Origin of the sequence: Shouchella clausii (assembly GCF_002250115.1) — a bacterium.
Taxonomy (GTDB): domain Bacteria; phylum Bacillota; class Bacilli; order Bacillales; family Bacillaceae_D; genus Shouchella; species Shouchella clausii.
The window spans coordinates 414,835-432,472 of sequence record NZ_CP019985.1; the positions used below are offsets into that span (position 1 = coordinate 414,835).

10 protein-coding genes, 6 tRNA genes and 3 rRNA genes are annotated in these 17,638 nt (G+C 44.7%); 2 read left to right on the forward strand and 17 right to left on the reverse strand.

Annotated elements, in window-relative coordinates:
- The first annotated feature begins 33 nt into the window (after positions 1–33).
- Both BC8716_RS01945 and BC8716_RS01950 read left to right on the forward strand, forming a co-directional pair.
- Positions 34–591, forward strand: coding sequence for a helix-turn-helix domain-containing protein (locus BC8716_RS01945; RefSeq protein ID WP_094423700.1), 558 nt, complete (start codon positions 34–36; stop codon positions 589–591).
- A 4-nt stretch (positions 592–595) separates the two neighbouring features.
- A complete protein-coding gene (locus tag BC8716_RS01950; RefSeq protein ID WP_094423701.1) occupies positions 596–1,189 on the forward strand; it encodes a helix-turn-helix domain-containing protein in 594 nt (197 codons plus the stop codon).
- Between the two features lie 586 nt (positions 1,190–1,775).
- Here the strand turns inward: BC8716_RS01950 and rrf are convergent.
- The 17 genes from rrf to BC8716_RS02040 all read right to left on the reverse strand — a co-directional run bounded on the left by rrf (position 1,776) and on the right by BC8716_RS02040 (position 17,601).
- Positions 1,776–1,891, reverse strand: a 5S ribosomal RNA gene (rrf, locus tag BC8716_RS01960).
- 242 nt (positions 1,892–2,133) lie between these two features.
- Positions 2,134–5,069, reverse strand: a 23S ribosomal RNA gene (locus BC8716_RS01965).
- A 160-nt stretch (positions 5,070–5,229) separates the two neighbouring features.
- Positions 5,230–5,305, reverse strand: a tRNA-Ala gene (locus BC8716_RS01970).
- A gap of 24 nt (positions 5,306–5,329) precedes the next feature.
- A tRNA-Ile gene (locus tag BC8716_RS01975) sits at positions 5,330–5,406 on the reverse strand.
- A gap of 315 nt (positions 5,407–5,721) precedes the next feature.
- Positions 5,722–7,272 (reverse strand): 16S ribosomal RNA (locus BC8716_RS01980).
- The 16S, 23S and 5S rRNA genes sit together here with 6 tRNA genes alongside, the layout of an rRNA operon.
- Before the next feature lie 184 nt (positions 7,273–7,456).
- Positions 7,457–7,533: transfer RNA gene (locus BC8716_RS01985), tRNA-Ile, on the reverse strand.
- 31 nt (positions 7,534–7,564) lie between these two features.
- A tRNA-Gly gene (locus tag BC8716_RS01990) sits at positions 7,565–7,638 on the reverse strand.
- Between the two features lie 27 nt (positions 7,639–7,665).
- Positions 7,666–7,742: transfer RNA gene (locus BC8716_RS01995), tRNA-Pro, on the reverse strand.
- A gap of 3 nt (positions 7,743–7,745) precedes the next feature.
- A tRNA-Arg gene (locus BC8716_RS02000) sits at positions 7,746–7,822 on the reverse strand.
- A 278-nt stretch (positions 7,823–8,100) separates the two neighbouring features.
- Positions 8,101–8,463 (reverse strand): YuzC family spore coat inner layer protein, encoded by a 363-nt coding sequence (locus BC8716_RS02005; protein ID WP_094423703.1) that lies wholly within the window; start codon positions 8,461–8,463, stop codon positions 8,101–8,103.
- A 104-nt stretch (positions 8,464–8,567) separates the two neighbouring features.
- On the reverse strand, positions 8,568–8,762 hold the full coding sequence (locus BC8716_RS02010) for a hypothetical protein (RefSeq protein WP_094423704.1): 195 nt from the start codon (positions 8,760–8,762) through the stop codon (positions 8,568–8,570).
- A gap of 195 nt (positions 8,763–8,957) precedes the next feature.
- Positions 8,958–9,506, reverse strand: a complete 549-nt coding sequence (locus tag BC8716_RS02015) for a delta-aminolevulinic acid dehydratase (RefSeq protein ID WP_094423705.1) — start codon at positions 9,504–9,506, stop codon at positions 8,958–8,960.
- Between the two features lie 259 nt (positions 9,507–9,765).
- Complete coding sequence (gene ant(6), locus BC8716_RS02020; protein ID WP_094423706.1) at positions 9,766–10,620, reverse strand: aminoglycoside 6-adenylyltransferase; 855 nt, start codon at positions 10,618–10,620, stop codon at positions 9,766–9,768.
- A gap of 311 nt (positions 10,621–10,931) precedes the next feature.
- Positions 10,932–12,836 (reverse strand): PTS fructose transporter subunit IIABC, encoded by a 1,905-nt coding sequence (locus BC8716_RS02025; RefSeq protein ID WP_094423707.1) that lies wholly within the window; start codon positions 12,834–12,836, stop codon positions 10,932–10,934.
- A 27-nt stretch (positions 12,837–12,863) separates the two neighbouring features.
- Positions 12,864–13,733 (reverse strand): ketose-bisphosphate aldolase, encoded by an 870-nt coding sequence (locus tag BC8716_RS02030; protein ID WP_094423708.1) that lies wholly within the window; start codon positions 13,731–13,733, stop codon positions 12,864–12,866.
- A gap of 20 nt (positions 13,734–13,753) precedes the next feature.
- Complete coding sequence (locus BC8716_RS02035; RefSeq protein WP_094423709.1) at positions 13,754–15,613, reverse strand: BglG family transcription antiterminator; 1,860 nt, start codon at positions 15,611–15,613, stop codon at positions 13,754–13,756.
- Positions 15,614–16,329: 716 nt separating this feature from the next.
- A complete protein-coding gene (locus BC8716_RS02040; RefSeq protein ID WP_063609918.1) occupies positions 16,330–17,601 on the reverse strand; it encodes an IS110 family RNA-guided transposase in 1,272 nt (423 codons plus the stop codon).
- Between the last annotated feature and the right edge of the window lie 37 nt (positions 17,602–17,638).

Below are 17,638 nucleotides of genomic sequence, written 5' to 3' on the forward strand. Positions count from 1 at the left end.
ACTATAGACCGAAACCGCCAAAGGGGAAAAATTATGTTAGGAGATCGATTGCGAGAAGCAAGAAAACAAAAAAGCCTTACTCTAACAGAGCTAGCCAAACAGCTTGGAGTCACTACGGGTTATTTGTCCAACCTGGAAAACAACCGTCAAGAGCCGTCTTTACCGATGCTCCGTGCCCTTTCTGAGAAGCTAGGCATTCCGGCAACAATGCTTTTTGCCGAAGAAGCAACCGATGAGGTCGTCGTACTGAGGAAAAAAGAAAGGCCATCCATTAAGTTTCTCAACTTGGGCCAAGAATGTGAAGTTTTGACACCGCTAGCGTGGCGGAGCGCCCAGCCTCCGGAAATCGAAGTGCTCCGCCTCTCTGTCCCTCCTCATGAACGCATCACGACAGAGGATGTATCTATGGATAGGGACGAATGCATTTATGTCCTCGAAGGCCAGCTTGAATACCGCTATGGCAATGAAGCCGTAACCATTGCAGAAGGTGGCAGCATTTTTATCCCGAGGAAAACCGGACATTATCTTTTTAATCCAGGGCAAACTCCGACTGTCATTCTATGGATTAACAAGTCGACGATAGGAGGCTAGCCCATTGAACAAGGACGTTTCCTTTAAGCTGAACGGAGAGAAAATCAGGGAATTAAGGCGTGAGCGTGGGCTGTCATCTACGGTTTTGGCCGAAATGATCGGTGTCACCCCTGCCTACATTTCGCAAATTGAACGCAATTTGGCGGAGCCCTCTTTGTCTGTTTTTCGTAAGCTGGCCACAACGCTAAACGTCGAATTGCTGTCCCTCCTGGAGTTTGAAGCGCCGTCAGAAATTTTAATTACGGCAGAGGAAGAGACGATCGTAAAAACATTTCCAGAGGCTCATGCCAAATATCGGCTACTGTCGCCACCCCAATTGAAGAACGGGGAGAAGCCGGATATGTCGGTCATGGTGGTGGAAATCGCAGCGAAGCAAACGGATTACGACGAGATGGTCACACATGATTTTGTGGAGTTTTGCTATGTGCTGGAAGGCTGCATCGAGTATAGGACGGGTTCAAGAACCTATAGCTTGTCCGAAGGGGATAGTATTTATCTAAAAGCAAATGTACCGCATTTCGTTTACAACCCCGGTACGCAAGAAGCAAAACTGCTGGCCGTGCTAGGCAATATTCATCCGCATGTACAGAAGGATTGATTCACTCGGTACATTTTTCTCTATTTTTGTTAAAAGCCGTCGACGCTCTCGATTAAAACAGAGCCTTTCTCAACTGGCTGGGTAGAGTGAGACTTTTGTTCACTCTACCTATTGACTCAATAACTTGTAAAAAATAGATAGCCCTCAAAGATCCCAAGTTAGGAAGTGCGAAAATGAGGCTGTTGGATAGTAAAAAGAACAAATTTTTCTTTAGTTTATTGGCGGTATTTATTATAACTGTTATCCCTAAAGTCGGTGTATACATTAACACTAATAATTACAATACTATTAGGTATGATCTAGGGTTTCCTGCTACATGGATATCAGTAACACAACAGTTTAATTTTGCAGATATTAATCTGATAGGGCTCGTCATCAATGTTGCCTTTTTTTACTTGTTTTTTGTGTTCGTTGAAATAGGTGTTAAAAAAATAGTTAATAAACTTAGAAGAGCCGACTGAATGTATAGTGGGGAATAAAAGCGCAGAGTTAACTGTATGCATTTAACTCTGCTTCTCCGAAGCAGTCGCTCTTTTGCTTCCTGCATATAACAAAAAAGACACCTGTTCAGGTGTCTTTAGTATTTGCCCGGCAACGTCCTACTCTCACGGGAGGAAGCCTCCAACTACCATCGGCGCAAAAGAGCTTAACGGCCGTGTTCGGCATGGGAACGGGTGTGACCTCTTTGCCATTGTCACCGGACTCTAATTGACTTCAGATAAGCGGCGAATCTCTTCGTCTCGTTCGTGATTCTTCTTCAGTCACGTACGTTTGTACGCTCCTTCAGTCGAACACTTCCGATCCTCGACCTTCTTGCTTCTCTTTGTCAATCGCTTTGCTTCAGATGCGGCGAATGGCTTCGTCTGCACTGAAGTGTAAGTATAGAAAGAATCGGTGATTCTTTCAAAACTAAATCCGAAATAGACTCAATTGTCAAGAATGGATAGGATAAGTCCTCGACCGATTAGTATCAGTCCGCTCCACGTGTCGCCACGCTTCCACTTCTGACCTATCAACCTCATCATCTCTAAGGGGTCTTACTGGCTTACGCCATGGGAAATCTCATCTTGAGGGGGGCTTCATGCTTAGATGCTTTCAGCACTTATCCCGTCCATACGTAGCTACCCAGCGATGCTCCTGGCGGAACAACTGGTACACCAGCGGTATGTCCATCCCGGTCCTCTCGTACTAAGGACAGCTCCTCTCAAATTTCCTACGCCCGCGACGGATAGGGACCGAACTGTCTCACGACGTTCTGAACCCAGCTCGCGTGCCGCTTTAATGGGCGAACAGCCCAACCCTTGGGACCTACTTCAGCCCCAGGATGCGACGAGCCGACATCGAGGTGCCAAACCTCCCCGTCGATGTGGACTCTTGGGGGAGATAAGCCTGTTATCCCCAGGGTAGCTTTTATCCGTTGAGCGACGGCCCTTCCATACGGCACCGCCGGATCACTAAGCCCGACTTTCGTCCCTGCTCGACTTGTAGGTCTCGCAGTCAAGCTCCCTTCTGCCTTTGCACTCTACGAATGATTTCCAACCATTCTGAGGGAACCTTTGGGCGCCTCCGTTACTGTTTAGGAGGCGACCGCCCCAGTCAAACTGCCCACCTGACAATGTCCCTGGCCCGGATCACGGGTCGAGGTTAGAATGCCAGCACCATCAGGGTAGTATCCCACCGACGCCTCCACCGAAGCTAGCGCTCCGGTTTCCAAGGCTCCTACCTATCCTGTACAGATGATACCAACACTCACTATCAAGCTACAGTAAAGCTCCATGGGGTCTTTCCGTCCTGTCGCGGGTAACCTGCATCTTCACAGGTACTATAATTTCACCGGGTCTCTCGTTGAGACAGTATCCAAGTCGTTGCACCATTCGTGCGGGTCGGAACTTACCCGACAAGGAATTTCGCTACCTTAGGACCGTTATAGTTACGGCCGCCGTTTACTGGGGCTTCAATTCAGAGCTTCTCCCGTGAGGGATGACCCTTCCTCTTAACCTTCCAGCACCGGGCAGGTGTCAGCCCCTATACTTCGCCTTACGGCTTCGCAGAGACCTGTGTTTTTGCTAAACAGTCGCTTGGATCCTTTCACTGCGGCTCTCTCGGGCGGTTAACCCTACTAGAGCACCCCTTCTCCCGAAGTTACGGGGTCATTTTGCCGAGTTCCTTAACGAGAGTTCTCCCGAGCGTCTTAGAATTCTCTTCTCGCCTACCTGTGTCGGTTTGCGGTACGGGCACCTGTATTCTCACTAGAGGCTTTTCTCGGCAGCGGAGGATCAGGGATTTCGGACCCGAAGGTCCTTCACGGTCACAGCTCAGCCTTACGGAACACGGATTTGCCTATGTTCCAGCCTTGCATGCTTCGACGCGCACAGCCAGCGGCGCGCTCACCCTACCTTTCTGCGTCCCCCCATCGTTCAAACAAATACGAGGTGGTACAGGAATATCAACCTGTTGTCCATCGCCTACGCCTTTCGGCCTCGGCTTAGGTCCCGACTAACCCTGAGCGGACGAGCCTTCCTCAGGAAACCTTGGGCTTTCGACGGATAGGATTCTCACCTATCTTTTCGCTACTCATACCGGCATTCTCACTTCCAAGCACTCCACCAGTCCTCACGATCTGGCTTCGCTGTCCTTGGAACGCTCCCCTACCCAATCCCATACGGGATTGCCATAGCTTCGGTGATACGTTTAGCCCCGGTACATTTTCGGCGCAGAGTCACTCGACCAGTGAGCTATTACGCACTCTTTCAATGATGGCTGCTTCTAAGCCAACATCCTGGTTGTCTGGGCAACTCCACATCCTTTTCCACTTAACGTATACTTGGGGACCTTAGCTGATGGTCTGGGCTGTTTCCCTCTTGACTACGGATCTTAGCACTCGCAGTCTGACTCCCGAGTTAAAGTCATTGGCATTCGGAGTTTGACTGAATTCGGTAATCCTGTGGGGACCCCTCGTCCAATCAGTGCTCTACCTCCAAGACTCATCACTCGAGGCTAGCCCTAAAGCTATTTCGGGGAGAACCAGCTATTTCCGAGTTCGATTGGCATTTCACCCCTACCCACACCTCATCCCCGCAATTTTCAACTTGCGTGGGTTCGGGCCTCCAGTCGGTGTTACCCGACCTTCACCCTGGACATGGGTAGATCACCCGGTTTCGGGTCTACGGCATCGTACTTAGGCGCCCTATTCAGACTCGCTTTCGCTGCGGCTCCGCTTCATCAGCTTAACCTTGCACGATACCGTAACTCGCCGGTTCATTCTACAAAAGGCACGCCATCACCCGTTAACGGGCTCTGACTAGTTGTAGGCACACGGTTTCAGGATCTCTTTCACTCCCCTTCCGGGGTGCTTTTCACCTTTCCCTCACGGTACTGGTTCACTATCGGTCACTAGGGAGTATTTAGCCTTGGGAGATGGTCCTCCCGGATTCCGACGGGGTTTCACGTGTCCCGCCGTACTCAGGATCCACTCTGGAGGAAACGAAGTTTCAGCTACAGGGCTGTTACCTTCTTCGGCCTGCCTTTCCAGACAGTTCACCTACTCCGTTTCTTGATCACTCCGTTGTTGAGTGTCCTACAACCCCAAGAGGCAAGCCTCTTGGTTTGGGCTGTTTCCGTTTCGCTCGCCGCTACTCAGGAAATCGCATTTGCTTTCTCTTCCTCCGGGTACTTAGATGTTTCAGTTCCCCGGGTCTGCCTCTCGACATCCTATGTGTTCAGATGCCAGTACCATCCCATTACGGATGGTGGGTTCCCCCATTCGGAAATCTCCGGATCGAAGCTTACTTACAGCTCCCCGAAGCCTATCGCGGTTCGTCGCGTCCTTCATCGGCTCCTAGTGCCAAGGCATTCACCGTGCGCCCTTTCTAACTTATCCTTTTTCACGTCAGACAACCGTCGGTTCTCTTTGTGAAATAAAAAAATACATAAAAAGGTATGCATTGAATTCTTGACGTCTCGTTCAAACAGTTATACAACCGATGAACAAAGATCAATTTGAGTTATTTCTGGATTCAGTTTTCAAAGAACCTAGTAAATGGTGGAGCCTAGCGGGATCGAACCGCTGACCTCCTGCGTGCAAAGCAGGCGCTCTCCCAGCTGAGCTAAGGCCCCCTTTTGTTCCTATTAATTCGTTTATGGTGGGCCTGAGTGGACTTGAACCACCGACCTCACGCTTATCAGGCGTGCGCTCTAACCAGCTGAGCTACAGGCCCCTCTTTTGACATCTCTACCTTAAATACACATTATTAAAGTTTAAGTTGTATCTAAAAGTATGAATTAGTCAATCAATATGGGGAATAATTAATGGAACAAATGAGAGTTTTGAGTCCTCTCAAAACTGAACAAGGCTACTGATTTCAATTACATCATGTAACACTTCTCAGTTTATGCTTCGTGCTGCCTTGCGACGAGTAACCGCAGGAGCAATAGCATTTAATCGAGAGTTTTGAGTCCTCTCAAAACTGAACAATAGCCTAAGCGCTATATGACCAGAAGATCATACATCGACTAGAGTAAAAACTCCATAGAAAGGAGGTGATCCAGCCGCACCTTCCGATACGGCTACCTTGTTACGACTTCACCCCAATCATTTGTCCCACCTTAGGCGGCTGGCTCCAAAAGGTTGCCTCACCGACTTCGGGTGTTACAAACTCTCGTGGTGTGACGGGCGGTGTGTACAAGACCCGGGAACGTATTCACCGCGGCATGCTGATCCGCGATTACTAGCAATTCCGGCTTCATGCAGGCGAGTTGCAGCCTGCAATCCGAACTGAGAATGGCTTTATGGGATTGGCTTCACCTCGCGGTTTCGCTGCCCTTTGTACCATCCATTGTAGCACGTGTGTAGCCCAGGTCATAAGGGGCATGATGATTTGACGTCATCCCCACCTTCCTCCGGTTTGTCACCGGCAGTCACCTTAGAGTGCCCAACTGAATGCTGGCAACTAAGATCAAGGGTTGCGCTCGTTGCGGGACTTAACCCAACATCTCACGACACGAGCTGACGACAACCATGCACCACCTGTCACTTTGCCCCCGAAGGGGAAGCCCAATCTCTTGGGTGGTCAAAGGATGTCAAGACCTGGTAAGGTTCTTCGCGTTGCTTCGAATTAAACCACATGCTCCACTGCTTGTGCGGGTCCCCGTCAATTCCTTTGAGTTTCAGCCTTGCGGCCGTACTCCCCAGGCGGAGTGCTTAATGTGTTAACTTCGGCACTACGGGCATCGAAACCCCTAACACCTAGCACTCATCGTTTACGGCGTGGACTACCAGGGTATCTAATCCTGTTTGCTCCCCACGCTTTCGCGCCTCAGCGTCAGTTACAGACCAGAGAGTCGCCTTCGCCACTGGTGTTCCTCCACATCTCTACGCATTTCACCGCTACACGTGGAATTCCACTCTCCTCTTCTGCACTCAAGCTCCCCAGTTTCCAATGGCCGCTCGGGGTTGAGCCCCGAGATTTCACATCAGACTTAAGAAGCCGCCTGCGCGCGCTTTACGCCCAATAATTCCGGACAACGCTTGCCACCTACGTATTACCGCGGCTGCTGGCACGTAGTTAGCCGTGGCTTTCTGGTGAGGTACCGTCAAGGTACCGCCCTATTCGAACGGTACCGCTTCTTCCCTCACAACAGAGCTTTACGACCCGAAGGCCTTCCTCACTCACGCGGCGTTGCTCCGTCAGACTTTCGTCCATTGCGGAAGATTCCCTACTGCTGCCTCCCGTAGGAGTCTGGGCCGTGTCTCAGTCCCAGTGTGGCCGATCACCCTCTCAGGTCGGCTACGCATCGTCGCCTTGGTAAGCCGTTACCTTACCAACTAGCTAATGCGCCGCGGGCCCATCCCTTAGTGATAGCCGAAGCCATCTTTCACCCTCTCTCCAGGTGGAGAAAGGGATTATCCGGTATTAGCTCCGGTTTCCCGGAGTTATCCCAGTCTAAAGGGCAGGTTGCCCACGTGTTACTCACCCGTCCGCCGCTAAGTTTCAAAAAGCAAGCTTCTTGAAACTCCGCTCGACTTGCATGTATTAGGCACGCCGCCAGCGTTCGTCCTGAGCCAGGATCAAACTCTCCGTTAAAAAGTTCGATTAGCTCATTGCACAACCGAAGTTGTGGCTCACTATCATTCATTGACGAGATACCTTGTATCTCTTTTTACGCTTGGCTTTTGTTCAGTTTTCAAAGGACTCGTTTGTCAGTCGTTTTTTAGCGACTTTTCTATCATACAGTTTCCCACCAAAAAAGTCAACTACTTTTTTGCAATGGTGGGCCTGAGTGGACTTGAACCACCGACCTCACGCTTATCAGGCGTGCGCTCTAACCAGCTGAGCTACAGGCCCAAAAAATCATAATCTACTAAAATCTTTAAGATGGAGCGGGTGATGGGAATCGAACCCACATCATCAGCTTGGAAGGCTGAGGTTTTACCACTAAACTACACCCGCGTATTATATTGTGCAATACATTACAGATGGTCGGGAAGACAGGATTTGAACCTGCGACCCCTTGGTCCCAAACCAAGTGCTCTGCCAAGCTGAGCTACTTCCCGCAATGGCGCGCCCGAGAGGATTCGAACCTCTAACCGCTTGATTCGTAGTCAAGTACTCTATCCAGTTGAGCTACGGGCGCTTGTTTTATTTAAATTGTTTCGCTAGCTCGCCAGCGACAAGTAATAATATAGCATAATCATTCTGCATAGACAATACTTTTTTAAAAAATATTTATTACAACACAATCGTAACACTAACTGTCATTATACCACATTTTATATGGATCTACGAATATCATTGTTTTTATTATTGTTTAAACAATAATATAGAAGGCTTTTCCTGCTGTTATTTAAGGATAAGCCTTCCATAGCCTTTATTGCTAATACTATGATATTAAACTTAGAGGTACAGTAAAAATTACCCCCATTTAAGAACAATCGACATTGCGCAGCAATTGCCGCCTACACTAATGGCTAGAGATGCTAATTGGAACACAATGCCTGTTGGTGAAAACTTAATGTCGTTAACAGCAGTTAACCCTGGAACAGATTGAATCATGTGCTGCACAGTTAGGTTGTCGCTCTTTTGCGCAGCTTCCATTAGACGTTTCGCAAATGGCCGGTTCCCTAATTGGTGCAACAGGAGTTGACTCTGTTTAAGCAAAAACTCAAACTGATGAACAGACTCCGTCAATTCAGTCGTATCAACCGGGGGAAATTGTCTTAAAAACACAGCTTGAGGTGGGCATTGATGAAGAGCCCATCGCCTATAGTCGTTCATCTTCTCTTCCTTTCGCATCGTATACTGTCTTACATTTGTATGCATATATGCCTATCCAAGCTACATAGGAAAGGAAGGAACAACCTAGGCTTTACTTAGTTATATTATTGCTGTGCAAGTGTACCGATCGCTGATAATATAAAAACAGCAACAGCCAAAATAGCAAATAGCAGCCAAAACTTAGGCATTTTTTTCTTTTTAATGCCGCGGTAAACAAGACCGCATAGCCATGTGATCAATAATGCTATCAAAAATGCCCCTAACAATCTACCAACAATATAGCCGATTACATAACCCATTTCCTTTATTTCCCTTCTACGTCCAATCTTTTATCAGTGAATCTATACAGAAGACCAAAACCAGTCGCCTCGTTTTGCGTTGTCACCCTACGATCGTCGTTTTTTTCTTACTTAGATCAAAGCGGTCAAGTAGCATATGTAAAGATGGATTGACGAAAATGCTTATTTCACTAGTGCAAGCTACGTTTTAGGCTACTAAAAGAATAATTGATATAAACCGGTTTCATCATCAATTGCTTGCGCTCGCTCAAAAGCTGTCCTTGTTGTACTACTGTTATTTATTAATTCATACATAAACATTAACACGAATAGAAGAGAGGCATTTCCATCCACATCATCCTTTGGTGCAATGTATGATTCCGCTTTGCCGTGTTTAAACGCTTCGGCTAGTTTTTTATCACCTAAAGTACAACCTGTAGCCACGACGTGAACACCCTCTAAATGTGCATGCTGCAACACGTCTTCGGCTCCAAAATAACAGGAACGAGGTTCATTTTCTACATAAACGTCTTCAGCCAATTCTGGCAATATAAATTGCCCTTCTTCCCCGTGAAAACATAAAATTAAATAATCGCTTTTGTCCCTTGTTTTACCAGATAAAATACCAACTAAATCATTGGGCCTCCCTATCCAGTGCATATGTACACGCGCTCCATAATACTCAAGTACAGACCGTAAAGAGAATGCTTCTAATTCACAATTTGGCCCTACCGCTAGTGTGATACGCATATTTGGCTCGCTCAATACGAATCACCTCCATATGAAATTGTTTATGCATTGCCATTGTAAATGAAGTTTATTGAATTTGAAAGATCAAGTAGTTGACCATCAAGGAAAGCCAGCGGATTTGGCCGCTAGCTATCGGCGATTTTCGTCTTTACATTTTGTCGCTAATATTCTCCATTTCGAGCAATCCTTTGACCCCACTAAACATCAAACTTCAGCTATGCTCACTCTCTTGTCTTTGTTCTTCCACAGCTTCTTTTCAAGAATAAAACAGGTTTTATGACAATGAATCGTAGATACTATTAGAATAGGCAGTAACCGCTTCGTCATACTCTGGATAGTTGTAGCCAAGACTGGCCGATAATCCTTTCGAGTATTTTCTAAAAAGCTCATAACAAGTAAATAAAGATTGCCACGTTTCTGCATAGCCCTTCTCACAATATGTCGAAAGCAGTGCTTCCCAATCCTCTTTAGGAAGATAGCGATCAATAAATTTATAATTTTTCCCCACACTAAACGTATATCCTCGCTCTGAGCCAACGTACCAAGCCATCATTCTCAACAAGTTAGGCCGAGCAATTTCATTTAAATGGTCGATAGCAAAGAGGATTTCCTTTCTGGCTAATCCTTTAACCACATAGGTGGAAACCATCCAGAATTCATTGCAACAATCATCAAACTCTCTTTCTGTTGGCTTTTTTATCCAATAGTGGCGATCATCGGCAACAATTTCATTTTTGACGAGCCGATCTTTATCAAGTAAAACTTCCACTAGGCCATCACTTTGAGAAAAGTAGTCTTTGACTTCGTTGAGAGGAATAAGGGTTAAATCCAATTTGTTGCCATCATCAAAAAGAATAATATAGGAAAACCAATTGCCTAATTCAGGCGGAAAAAGCTTCATGTCCTCCGGCTTTTGCATCATTATTGCTTTTCCGAATTGATCAAGCCACTGGTCATTTTCTTTAAACGAGTCCATATCCGTTACAAAGTAAGAAATATCATAATCCTGAAATTTATCAGGAGTGATCGTTTTATTTGTACGTGACCCTTCTAACGTGACTAAGCGAATTCGCTCATCGTTTTTCGCAAAATCTAAAAACAGCGCCATCATTTCTTGTTCGCTTCGCAATGCATTCTCCTCCGATCTACTATTTTATTCTTATTTTTATACCCTCTTCCCTTTCTGCAAGACTTTCATTCGCTTAAAGTTACATGTATTGACTTTTTTATATCTTACCTTAATTCCCCGCTCGTGATGGATTTTAAATAAAAAAAGCCCCCTTGGTGTGAAAGGAAGATTGACTTCCCACTTCAACCAAGGAGGTTCATACTCCAAAGGCTAATCAAGTAACCAGTATAGTCTCATCATTCAACCTCAATGAAACCCTCAATAAAAAATGCTTGTCCGAGCGCCCTATATTTGCGGGCACATCTGATTCCTTAAAGAACACTGCTCATTTTTTTGACGTTGTTTCTGTCCTTCTCAGGAATTGGTTTTTTCAAAAAGCCAATGATCAAGCATGTAATGATCGACCCAAGCAAGATGCAACCAACGTATAATAATGGTTTATCACTTGCAATCGGGATCACAAAAATACCGCCATGAGGTGCCTTTAATGAAATATCCAGCGCCATGCACAATGCACCGCCTACTGCAGCACCGATAATATTTGCCGGAATGATTCTTAATGGATCAGCAGCGGCAAAAGGGATTGCCCCTTCGGTAATAAAGCTTGCTCCCAAGACATAACTTGCTTTTCCTGCTTCTGCTTCTTGAATCGTAAAGCGATTCTTAAAGATTGTTGTCGCAAGTGCAATTCCAAGGGGCGGGACCATTCCGCCAACCATCAACGCTGCGGAAGGTTCAAAAATATTGGCAGCAAACATCGCTAGCCCAAAGGCAGAAGCCGTTTTATTAATCGGCCCGCCCATATCCGAAGCCATCATACCGGCTAATAAAGCGCCTAACAGTGCCGCATTTATGCCAGTAAGACCTTTTAATACAGCCTCCAAGTATTGGTTAAGCATAGACATAGGTGTGTTCAAGATAAAAAACATAAACGCGCCGACGACTAACGTACTTAATAATGGAACAATTAATACAGACACTAAACCTTGAAAAGACTTCGGTATTTTGGCCATTGCCTTGCCTATAAATTTAGCAGCAAAACCGCCTACAAAACCGGCTATCATACCACCGAGGAAACCAGATCCTCCGATTGTAGCGACCATGCCACCAATCATGGCTGGGGCTAACCCTTGTTTGTCGGCAATGCTGTAGCCAATAAACCCAGCCAGAATAGGAACCATTAATGCAAACGCCGCTTCTCCACCGACCTGACTAAAGAAATGGGCAATCACATTGTATTGATCGCTTTCAGGATCTGCAGCATAAATGCCAAACATAAAGGAAATCGCGATAAAAATTCCACCGACTACAACGAATGGAATCATATACGAAACCCCACTCATAATATGCTTGTAAAAATTCAATCCGGTTTTCTCTTCTTCTGACTCAGACTCCCGCTTCTGTACGGCCTGCTCAACCTTTTCATCGCGAATACGATAGGAAAGCGCTTGGTCAATTAAATGATCTGCATCACTAATCGCTTTCTTTACAGGTACATCAACAAAACGTTTGCCTTGTAATGAAGAAGTATCAACTCGTACATCGTGTGCCACTACAATGGCGTCTGCTTTCTGAATATCGGCTGCTGTTAGTTTGTTTTCAGGGCCATTGGCGCCATTGGTTTGAATTTTTACTTTCATGCCCCGTTTTTCGGCTGCTTCCTTTAATGATTCTGCCGCCATATAGGTGTGGGCAATTCCAGTCATACATGCCGTAATTCCGATTAAATATTTTCCTGAGTCTGCTTCGTCAGTTGTATCCTTTTCCTGTAAGCGGTCCTGTTCCTCAATCGCTTTCATCACCTCATCTACTGATGTAGCGACAAGGAGCTTTGCTCTAAATGTTTCACTCATTAAAAAGGTTGAAAGTCTAGACAAGAGCGCTAAATGTTCATTTGAAGCATTTTCCGGCGCAGCAATCATAAAGATTAAATTCGTATGTTGTCCGCCAAAATCAATTCCTTGCAGTGTGCGCCCCATTACAATTGTCGGTTCGGGTACAGTGCTAGATTTTGCGTGTGGAATCGCAACGCCATAGCCGACTGCTGTCGAAATTTCTTGCTCTCTTTTATAAATCGCTTTTTTGAATGCTTCCGGGTTATCAGTAAGGCCGTTTTGTGCCAATTTATCGACTAACTCATCAATAACAGCTGTCTGGCTATTCCCTTGAAGGTTCAAAATTATATTGTCACGCGTTAAAATATCGACCAATTTCACGTTATTCCCTCCTTTAAGTGTATGAGTTTAGCAAAAATAGAGGTGTGCCTTATTTGTCGAATTAAATAAATCCATTTTTTGTTTTACAACTTGTTGAGCTGCTTTCCGCGCACTTGGCATAATCACGTCTGGCTCATAAGCACTTTGGTTAGCCGTTAAGAAACGCCGCATTTCTTCAAAGAAAGCACTTTTCATGTCTGTCGATAAATTGATTTTTGCTACGCCATGAAGATACGTTTGCGAAATCTCCTCATCTTTATTGTCACTTCCTCCATGAAGGACAAGAGGAATTCCTACTTTTTCGTTGATTTCAGCGAGCAAGTCTAGCTTTAACTCTGGTTTGCCTGCGTGCTTATATTGACCATGAGAAGTACCAATCGCAATCGCCAACGTATCGATCCCTGTATCTTCAACAAATGTTTTTGCGTCGTTAGCGTCTGTATACAATATTTCGTCAGCCCCGCCTTCAGAGCTTCCTTCATTTGATCCAATTGTCCCTAACTCAGCTTCTATGGAAACATTTACGTTATGTGCAAGTTTGACGACTTCCTTCGTGATCGCGATATTGTCGGCAAACGAGGCATGTGAGGCATCAATCATCACAGACGTGAACCCATTTCGAATCGCTCTCATCACATCTTTGACAGACGCGCCGTGATCAAGATGAATGGCCATCGGCACTTTTGCGTTTTTGCATCTTTCCCGGACGTAGGCCACAAATTCATCGCCAAGCAACTCAATTTCATTCGGATGGATTTGGATGATGGCAGGGGCATTTTTTTCTTCGGCTGAATCGACAACGACTCGTACAAACTCACTGTTTGCGACATTAAAGGAACCTACTGCAAAGTGGTGTTCGTATGCAACAGCTAACAATTCTTTCATATTCATTAACATGGATTTTCTCTCCTTATTGGTTAAATCTGATTCCAAACTTTGATAAATTCTGTTTTCTGTTCTGTATGAAGAAGCTCTCGTACATGTTCGATTCTCTTTGTCTTCTGAAAAAACTCTGTAAAAGCGTATTCATTCCGTTCAATATCGGAAGAGGGAATGTAAATGATAATTAGCTGAACTAGCTCATTCCCCCACTGGATCGCTTTCTGATTAACGCCAATGATCACCCTCTCTTTATATTCTTCCATTTCAAAATAAGGGTGAGGAATAGCCACTAAGTTGCCTATCGACGTATAAGACATGCTCTCCCTTTTCATCGTTGGTTCATAGTAATGCTCTTGGCCATTTAGCGTAAGCAAGTGGCGGATCGCTTCTTCAGGGCTATTCTCATTCATCCAGTGAATCGCCGCGTCCTCAATAATCGAATTCTGGGCTTCAAGGAAGAAACGAATTTTCTTTATATCAATGCTTTGAAAGCCATTTTGAATCATAATGAAATTGGCAGTCGTTTGTGGTGTAAATGCTAGATTGATGCCAATGTATAAATAGGAATGGTCAAATACATAATAAGTCGAGCATTTTTCGATTTTGCAAATGTCTAGTTCATCAAAATATGTTGCAATTTTAGAAGCAATAAGCTTTGTCCGCTCATAGCTTCTACTGTAAAGAATGATGGTTTTTAATTTCTTCCTCTTTTTATCCTGTGAATCGAGAATGACTTGAATATGATACGCTAAATAAGCAATTTCACTGTCCTGAATTTCGACAGCAAATTCTTTTTCAATTTGTAGAGCAATATTAGAAGCAATACTGAAAGAGAAAAAATATTCTGCTTTCGTTTCTTTCACAAATGGGTTATAGATAAGCAAATTATGTGAAGCAGGATTAATAATTCGATAAATGTGATTAGAAATGTTATTTCTAAACCTTGTCTGTGAATAAGTAGGAACTTGGTAAACCTGTTCCACATGACGTAAAATCTCTTCAATTTTGCCTATCACTTCTGGATTCTTGTTTTTTATATTGGCATCGTCTAAGTCTAACTGTAACGATATTAAATAATTGACAAGAAAAACCGCTTCATCATCTGTGAAATGGACGAATTCATGCAACTGAGACCGAAACGCTTCTGCTACTTCAAATTCCTTGAAGTCTGTCAAATTTACCAGCTCTGTATCTTGAATGGCGACAAGGTGACCAGCATTGATTTGATGGATAATAATAATCAATTGAGTAGTCAGTTTTTTGTAAATAGAGAACTCCATGTTAAGCTGGTGATTTTTATTAATTTCATCCACCACTTTAAAGACACTTTCAATCGTTTCTGGCTTCACCCACGACCGGAATCCATTGACGACAAAATCCTTGAACATCTCTTTCTTTACAGAAATGGAGGTGAAAAAGCTTTCTAACAAAATTCGTTTTTGCATTTCCGTTCCAATCAATTTCATGCCTTTAAACACTTTTGTATCTATAGAAACATCGATTCCTAAAGCGTCAATATTCATTGTAAGCCGTTGCATTCTGCTGCGAATTGTCTGTGGAGAATAATAAAACTTGTCAGCAATTTCGTCGTATGTGGTATACCGATCCTCATTCATTAAAAACTGGATAATTTCAAACTCCAGCAGCGCTTCTTCCATTTCTTTATTCGTTGAGCCAGCTCGCTCTTGATCAAATTGGCTATCATCTTTGAGAAGTTTATAGCCTTGCGGCGAAGAAATAATGACGATGTCACTAAAACTCTCATTAATATCCTTAATATAGTTGCGAATCGTGCGGTCCGTGACATTTAAGATCTCAGCCAATGCGGAAGCGGATACATATTCTCGATTTTGGTTCAATAGAAAGTCAATTAATTGATTACGCTTTTTATGCAATCTAACCACCACCTTTCTATGTCATCACTGTATAATAGAAATGACATAGGCGCTATATCCGTATATTTTCCTATAGCTAGGAAAATATGCGCTTTCCATTTCTAAACAGTAGGCTATTTTGCTCATATGCCTTAAATACTTGACGAAGAGGAAAACCTTATAATTGTAAAAACGTATGGTCTAACTTGGATCACTTTGAATGGATATTAGAAGGGCGATAATACTAGAAGGAAGTGAATGGATAGAGGTTAAGAGGGTTGTTTCCATTTTTAAAGCATAAAAAAGGGGGACAGAACACTCCCCCTCCCTCAATAAAGTTTAATTTTCTTTCGAATACTCACGTATTCTTAGAATTTCATATACAAGCTAACCAGCTGCCCCCCCCCCACTAGATAACATGCCTTGGATATAGTTAGCACAAATTTTAATTTTTTACAGGGCGTGGACCATCCTAACGCCCAAACTGGATGTGTTTGGAAATTAGAGTATGACCGTGCTTCGTCGAACTCTCCACACAGCTCACGGTCGCTCACCCTCCCATGTCTCTCTGGATCCCTAGAAAGTCCATACATTCCTTCGTCCTGCGTATCCGTGGTGTGGAGGCCGGATATGCTCCTATACTGGGTCCATGCCCGAATGGGGTAAATATGCTCCGGCTCTGCACTGTTGGTGTTTGTCTTCAAATGATTTTGTTAAGTCAGCGTTTATACAGCCTGTCATGCTTGGTTCTGAGGGATGCCACACAAAAGCTTAGAACCATCAAATGGACACTGACGCTGTCCAATGACAAAAATAACTTTCAGTAACTTCCCACACAAAGCAATCAATGACTGTTGTTTTTTTAACGGCTTATCAGGGCGTTTTGTGTAATAGGAATGCAGGGCTTTAAAGGTGGAATTATGGGCAACGAGCGGGCGAATGGCAAGGTATAAAGCTCTTCTGAGCTTACTGCGGCCTCGCTTCGTTATCTTGGTTTGTCCTTTCCATTTCCCTGAACGATTTTCTCGTAAAGACAGCCCTGCTAAATTAATCAACTGCTGGGGATGGCTGTATTTGGTCAGATCGCCTGTCTCAGCCAGGATGGTTGTCACGGTAGCGACTCCCAGCCCTTTAATAGCCATCATTTTTTTAGCTCCTGGAATGGTCTTTCCCACCTCTTCAAGGTCCTGATCTAGTTCTTCCAGTTGGGTCTTGAACAGCTCGTATTGGTCGAGAAGGCAGCCCATTTCCTGCCTGGCAAAGCGAATGCCGACGGAAAGACCAATGCTTTTCTTTGCGGCTTCTACCAGCTTTGTCGCCCGTTGGATTCCCACTCCCCGTTGGACATAGGGCTTCCATTTCTGAAGCACTTCTTCAGGAGTCATCTGAGAAATGTCAGAAGGAAAAGGAAAGAACTTTAGCGTACAAAGGGCGGCTTTTCCTTCCCAGTCTCCGAATACACCGAAGAATTCCGGGAAGTAGCGCTGAATCAGATTTTGGATTCTGCCTTCTGTGGTCATAAGCTGTTCGACGAGCTGATCTCTTATTTTGGCGCCTTCTCTTAGTTCCGCATAAATGCCTTCTACGAGATTGGGTACGGAGTATCGCCCGTCTTTAATCAGCTGTGCAATCACTTTAGCGTCCTTTGTATCATTTTTCGTTGGTGAATTGTCATCAAGCTCTTTGCTTTTTTTCACGTGCATGGGATTGACGACAACGAACTGGTAATGCTTCGCAACAAGGTAATAAGCGAGGTTTTTCCAATAGTGACCGGTTGGTTCTGCCCCGAAAAGGATGGTCTTCTTTCCATTCTCTTGTGCATATCGTTCGGCCCAGACAATTAGCTGTTCAAAGCCATGAATGTGGTTTTCAAAGATCAGACGTTTCCCAAACTCGATGCCCCGGTCATCCTGAGCGCGGGCTACATGTTTGTCTTTGGCGATATCAATGCCAATGATTAAGGTGGATGGTGTGATTTGCTTGATTTTCTGGTTTTGTGTATAATTCATTGCGAGTCCTCCTTGGGTATCAATTAAGGGTCCTTTT